This window comes from Aeromonas cavernicola (assembly GCF_002795305.1).
GTDB lineage: Bacteria > Pseudomonadota > Gammaproteobacteria > Enterobacterales > Aeromonadaceae > Aeromonas > Aeromonas cavernicola.
The window spans coordinates 55681-61937 of record NZ_PGGC01000095.1 but is presented as its reverse complement, the minus strand read 5'-3'; the positions used below and the strand labels follow the sequence as shown (position 1 = coordinate 61937).

The 6257-nt window shown below is 52.8% G+C and carries 4 protein-coding genes, 1 tRNA gene and 1 rRNA gene; 3 read left to right on the top strand and 3 right to left on the bottom strand.

The genetic code is table 11. The features are described from left to right. The first annotated feature begins 175 nt into the window (after positions 1 to 175). Both rrf and CUC53_RS11235 read left to right on the top strand, forming a co-directional pair. Positions 176 to 290, top strand: a 5S ribosomal RNA gene (gene rrf, locus CUC53_RS11240). 29 nt (positions 291 to 319) lie between these two features. Continuing rightward, positions 320 to 396, top strand: a tRNA-Asp gene (locus CUC53_RS11235). Positions 397 to 641: 245 nt separating this feature from the next. Here the strand turns inward: CUC53_RS11235 and lexA are convergent. Beyond that, positions 642 to 1265: a transcriptional repressor LexA gene (gene lexA, locus CUC53_RS11230; protein WP_100294252.1), complete on the bottom strand. Its 624-nt coding sequence runs from the start codon at positions 1263 to 1265 to the stop codon at positions 642 to 644. 204 nt (positions 1266 to 1469) lie between these two features. On the opposite strand from lexA, the gene plsB reads away from it, so the two are divergent. Then, positions 1470 to 3893: a glycerol-3-phosphate 1-O-acyltransferase PlsB gene (gene plsB, locus CUC53_RS11225; RefSeq protein ID WP_100294251.1), complete on the top strand. Its 2424-nt coding sequence runs from the start codon at positions 1470 to 1472 to the stop codon at positions 3891 to 3893. Between the two features lie 71 nt (positions 3894 to 3964). Here plsB and creD read toward each other — a convergent pair whose 3' ends face one another. Together creD and blaOXA are read right to left on the bottom strand one after the other, a co-directional pair. After that, positions 3965 to 5263 (bottom strand): cell envelope integrity protein CreD, encoded by a 1299-nt coding sequence (gene creD, locus CUC53_RS11220; RefSeq protein WP_100294250.1) that lies wholly within the window; start codon positions 5261 to 5263, stop codon positions 3965 to 3967. A gap of 131 nt (positions 5264 to 5394) precedes the next feature. Then, on the bottom strand, positions 5395 to 6189 hold the full coding sequence (gene blaOXA / locus CUC53_RS11215) for a class D beta-lactamase (protein WP_100294249.1): 795 nt from the start codon (positions 6187 to 6189) through the stop codon (positions 5395 to 5397). Positions 6190 to 6257: the final 68 nt, after the last annotated feature.

The following is a 6257-nucleotide window of genomic DNA, read 5'->3' as shown; positions in this document are numbered from 1 at the left end:
AAGCGCGGCGACGTGTTGAGCTAACCTATACTAATTACCCGTGAGGCTTAACCATACAACACCCAAGAAGTGTTCTGGGCCTTGTAGCAAGTGAACGAACTACTCAAATTCAGTGATAGTGACAAGCCAAGCGCAACATCACTACTCACGTCAGCTTTCTGGATGAAGATTTTTGCCTGGCGGCAATAGCGCTGTGGAACCACCTGATCCCATGCCGAACTCAGAAGTGAAACGCGGTAGCGCCGATGGTAGTGTGGCATTCGCCATGCGAGAGTAGGACACTGCCAGGCACCTAATTAGCAATAAGCTAGCCGAATGCGGAGCGGTAGTTCAGTCGGTTAGAATACCGGCCTGTCACGCCGGGGGTCGCGGGTTCGAGTCCCGTCCGCTCCGCCAGTTATAAGATAGTGACAATTACAAAGCCCAACTGATTTATTCAGTTGGGCTTTTGCTATTTGGTCAAATGGTGGGGGTCAATAGATGGGCCGTTTTTATCTGTATTGGCCAACAGAGGTGCGATATTAAAAACGGCTATTTACTATAGCTTCGCAGCATTTATAGCCGTTTTCATGTGTAGTGATTCGTGCCGCAGAGTAAAAGAGCTGATCTAATAACAGATCACGATGCAATCGCCACTATCACTACATCCAGTCTGCATTACGAATAACCCCAACCGCGAGACCTTCAATAGTGAGCTGCTGATTAGCTAGGTCTACTGCTATCGGGGCTAACTCCTCGTTTTCCGGCAGTAGCCAGACTTGACTGCCTTTACGCTGGAAACGCTTAACCGTTACATCTTCATCGAGTCTAGCGACGACCACTTGGCCATTGTGCACTTCATTAGTCTTATGCACTGCGAGCAGGTCGCCATCCAAAATCCCAATATTTTTCATGCTCATGCCTTGGACTCGCAGCAAAAAATCTGCTGGGGGATGAAATAATGCTGGGTCGACCTGATAGTGGCTCTCAATATGCTCTTGCGCGAGAATGGGCTCTCCTGCCGCGACTCGACCAATGAGTGGTAACCCGCTCTCTGTCTGGGTTTCCTCTTCTTCCAGTAGTAGGCGAATACCACGAGAAGTACCGGGCATGATCTCGATGACCCCTTTCTTAGCGAGTGCTTTCAAATGCTCTTCGGCTGCATTAGCAGATTTGAAGCCAAGCTTTTGGGCAATCTCAGCACGAGTCGGTGGCATGCCGGTTTCGTTCATATTGATTTTGATCAGTTCCAGTACCTCGGCTTGGCGAGATGTAAGGGGCTTCATATATATTCACCTGTTTTTTTATACAGCACACTGGCAGTATATACAGTGCTGTGGCCAAGGCAAGGCGCAGCAGCTACAAGTCTCTCTCTGTGCGCCTAAATCGTCAGTTCTTGATCTTGCGCAGCCAACTCATCGTACCTCTCGACGACAAAAAGTCCGTGATTTGGTATGCTCACGCCGCATTTTTTTGGAGAGCAGATAGACATGTCCCTAGGGCAACACATTTCTAGAGCCATCTTGCAGTGGCCGATCAATGGCTTGGTTAATCATAAGAGCTTGCCAGAAAATCCCATCACTGAGCTCAATTTGGATTCATCGAGACCCATTGTTTACGCCCTAAAGACCAGTTCGATTACTGATCTTATGACGTTGCAGCGCTGCTGCGAGGATGTCGGTTTACCAGGTCCTTTCACTCCGCTTGAGCACAATGGCCAGCTGCTGCCTCGTTATGTTTGTTTGGATCGTCCGCCCCCTCTATTTGGTCAACGCAACAAGCCACTACCGTTCCTTCAAGAATTTCATCAGCTGCTGGATTTACACAAGCTAGACCCTGAGTTGGATATTCAGGTCATCCCTGTCACCTTGTTTTGGGGCCGAGCACCGGGTCGCGAAGGTGAGGATGCCTCTGGCTGGAATATAATCAGCAGTCTGGCCCCAAATCGGCTTAAAAAGGCGCTCATTGTGATCCTCAAGGGGCGTGAGAACTTGGTGCGTTTCTCTTCGCCGCTTTCCTTACGCTACATGGCTGATAAGCATGGGACGGATGAGGCAATTGCTCACAAACTGGCCCGTGTGGCGCGAACTCACTTTAGTCGTCAGCAATTAGCCGCAACCGGGCCTAAGTTGCCGAATCGCAACTTACTATTCAGGCAGTTGCTCGACTCTCGGGTGATCCAGCAGGCGGTGGAGGAAGAAGCGCTGCGCGATGGCATCACGCTTGAGAAAGCGCAAAGACGGGCACACAGCTATATGGATGAGATCGCATCGAATTTCTCCTATCGCTTGGTCCGGCTTGGTGAGAGTTTTCTTGGCTGGTTATGGAACAAGCTTTATCGTGGCCTGTCGGTCAATGGTGCCGAGAAAGTGCGGCAACTGGCTCAGGAAGGGCACGAGATCGTCTATGTGCCTTGCCACCGTAGTCACATGGACTATCTGTTACTCTCCTATGTCATCTACCACCAAGGGATGGTACCCCCTCATATTGCGGCGGGGATTAATCTCAATTTCTGGCCCGCTGGCCCGATCTTTCGCCACGGTGGTGCTTTCTTCATTCGCCGAACGTTCAAGGGTAACCCGCTCTACAGCACGGTGTTTCGGGAATATCTGAATTTACTGTTTGCTAAAGGCTATTCGGTGGAGTTCTTTGCTGAGGGGGGCCGCTCTAGGACCGGTCGTCTGCTTCCACCGAAAACCGGCATGCTCGCCATGACACTGCAAGCCATGATGGGTGGGTTAGATCGGCCCGTGACCTTAGTACCTGTGTATCTTGGTTATGAGCATGTGATGGAGGTAAATACCTATCACAACGAGCTCAAAGGCAGTCGTAAAGAGAAAGAGAGTTTCCTGCAGGTGCTCGGTATTTTGCGCAAGTTGCGTAACTACGGCCGTGGCTTTGTTAATTTTGGCGAGCCGCTGACCCTCAATAGTTACCTCAATGAACATGTTCCAGCATGGAAGGCAGAGATAGGTCAAGACACCCGTCCTGACTGGATGGCACCGACCGTTAATCAGCTGGCCGATCTATTGATGACACGGATTAACGATGCCGCGGCTGTGAATGGGCTGACCTTGAGTGCGCTGGCGTTACTGGCCGCTGAGCGTCATGCACTGACTCGTGATGAGCTATATGCCCAGCTTAATACCTACCTCGATTTACTCCGGCAGGTGCCTTATAGCGTCCAGAGCACCCTGCCTGATGAAGATGCTAACACTCTGTTAGATCAGGCTATGGAGCTGAACAAGTTTGAGGTGAGTGAGGATAAACTGGGGCAAATCATCAGTTTGGATCGCTATCAGGCTATTTTGCTGACCTATTACCGTAATAACATCCTGCACCTCTTTGCGATGCCGTCGTTAGTGGCTGCATTGATTGAGCGTTGTGAGGGGATCTCACGTGACAAGATTGTGACCCGTTGTCTGGCGATCTATCCACTCCTCAAAACCGAGCTGTTTTTACGTTACCAAGATCATGAGTTACCAGAGCTGATCGATGCCTTATTGAGTGAGCTGCAACGTCAGCAGCTGATCACCGTGGATGATGGCGGTTACTGGGTAAACCCAGCAAACCAGACGCGGTTATTGCTATTGGCGGAGAGCATCCAAGAGACGCTACAGCGTTATGCCATTGTACTCACTCGGGTGCTGGCTCACCCCTATATCGATGCCGCGCAGCTGGAGGCTGATGGCTTGATGATGGCGGAACGCTTGGGCACGCTACACGGAATTAATGCCCCCGAGTTTTTCGACCAGAAGCTGTTTAGTACCCTGATCCAGACCTTGCGTAACCAAGGCTATCTGGACGCGAGTAGCAAGTTTGATGTTGCTCGCTTCCAACTGCTGGCCGATAACATAGCGCCGCTGCTGAGCAATAAAATTCGTCGCACGATTCAGGCGGGCAACCAGCTCTGATCCCCCTCATAAAGACGCTCAAGGCAGACCATCTTGCCTTGAGCGTCAACACCGAGCGGGGCTTAGGTTGTCTAGTCGGTGGTGGTGTTGCCCATAACCTGATACCAGTCAAGTTTGCGGGTGAGCACCATGACCAGCGCCAGTACTAAGAACAGCAGCAAGGCACCCAGTAACAACGCCATATCCTCCGCTTGCAACAGGCCAAACAGCAGGGCATAAACCAACCCGAGCAAGATGGAGAAACCGGCCCCCGGTTTAAACCCACCCAAGATGTGGCTCAGGTAAAAACCGTTGAGCATCACGCTGGCGAGCGCTGCACAGAGGTAAGCCCAAGCAAAACCGAGGTGCTCGGTCAGTGCCAGCAGCACCAGATAGAAGATGGCCAGCCCCATCCCCACTAGAGCGTATTGAATCGGGTGTACCCTTAGCCCTCTGAGCAGCTCGAACATAAAGAAGCTGATAAAGGTTAAGCCGATAAATAACAAGGCATACTTAGCCGCCCGCTCATTTTGCTGATAGTGATCTACCGGCTGTACCAAGCTAATGCTGAAGCTAGGTAGTTGCTCGGTACCTCTCACCATTATTTGGTCAAAACGGTTCGCCATATCGGTGGCAAACCAGCTGGTCTGCCAGTTGGCAGTAAAGCCTTGCTTACTGATGTCGCGGCGAGTCGGGAGGAAGTCACCGAGGAAGCTGGGATGTGGCCAGTTACCCTCCATCGTCAAATGGCTGTTACGTCCAACAGGTACCAATGAGAATTTCTCCATCCCCTGTAAGGTCAGTTGCACGGCAAAGTCACCCCCCTGCGGCTGCTGTGCCGGGAGCGGCACATGTACGCCAGCCAGATCGCTGATGTGCGCCCCCGGCAGCACTTCGCGGAGGTGGCCACTGAGGGTGACCGACGGGATTTGGCTGATACCACGGGCATCCGAGAGCGCCATGCTCAGATAAGGCTCATCGGCTATTGCCCCCTCCGGCAGTTGCCAGTCAGGGTTGGCTGGTAGCGTGCCGGTCAAGGAGATGTTGGTCTGATAAACCTGAGCTTGATAGATACCGAGCCGACGTGGTGTTACCTCTAGCTTCACCTGAGCATTGAGCTGCTCTGGTAGGATGAAGCGAGCGTGGTATTTACGCACCATCTTTACCTTATCCCCCTCCTGGACTTTTACCTCGCGGCTATATGGCAGCACGAGCACTGGGCCAATTAACTGCTGCGGGCCGCTGGCGCTTGCCATGATCTGATCTATTGCATCAGTGCGATAGGCTTGGCGTTCCTGATTGAGGTCACGAATAGACTGCATGGGTAGCATCAGTAACAGGCCGAGCAGAATTAACAGTGTAATTTTATGGGTAAGAATATGTTTCAACATGACAATCCCTCCTTGAGACCTGGCTACGTTAGCAATGGGGGGTGAAGGGAATATGGGGTTGTGTGAAGTGGCGGTGAAGTGAATAAAAAAACCGGCGCAGCGCGCCGGTGGGAGTGAGGAGAGTTAACCCATTAATAGCTGGCAAGGCGAGCCGGCAGGGCGGCCAGTACCTCCTCTTTTGCCTTAAGTGATGCAAACTGCTTACCGGGTTTTTGCACCACGGTATGGACGAAAATCAGCTGCTTGCCCGGTTTGCTGGCCCAGCCGACGAACCAGCCGATCTGCTGATCGCGGTTAAGGTTGCCATCCTGCTTCTTGGGGTAGCCCATCCCCGTCTTACCGTGGATCTGCCAGCCGTCGATCTCGCTGACCTTGAATATATTGGCGGTGTATTGCAGGGTTTGCGCCGAGACTGGCAGCTTGCCGCTCAGCATCTTACTGAGGAAGCGGGCCTGCTCCTCTGGGCTAATCAGGAGGCTGGTGCTGAGCCAAGCCTGAGTCAGGCCGTCATGCTTGCCCGGATTACCGTCGATGTTTCGGTTGCCGTAATCGAAGCGGTTCACATACTGCTGGAAGCGTTCCCATCCCAACCATTCGGTCAGCTGCTGAGAGAACCACACCACCGAGTGAGCTGCCCAGCGGGTCGGGGTCGTGGTTTCGCGCCAAGCGGGCAGCCAGCCGTCATAGCTCGGCTTGTAGGGGAGCGCCGGAAGCTTTTCATCCACCAGAAAACCGCTGTCGTAGCCCATCAGTGCCAGCGGGATCTTAAAGGTGGAGGCAGGCGGCAGCCGCGTGGTGCAATCCCCTTCAGCAGAGAGCGTTTGCCCATTGCTATCGACATAGAGAAAGCAGCCGCTGACCGCCGAGGCGGGCAGGGTGCAGAGTAGGCTACTGGCCAATAGGCTGGAGAGCAGTAGGCGGGACATCGCGTTTCCTTAAGCAAATAACGGGGACATCACGGCAGTGTAACGCCGCTTTGTGTGGCGACCGTGAA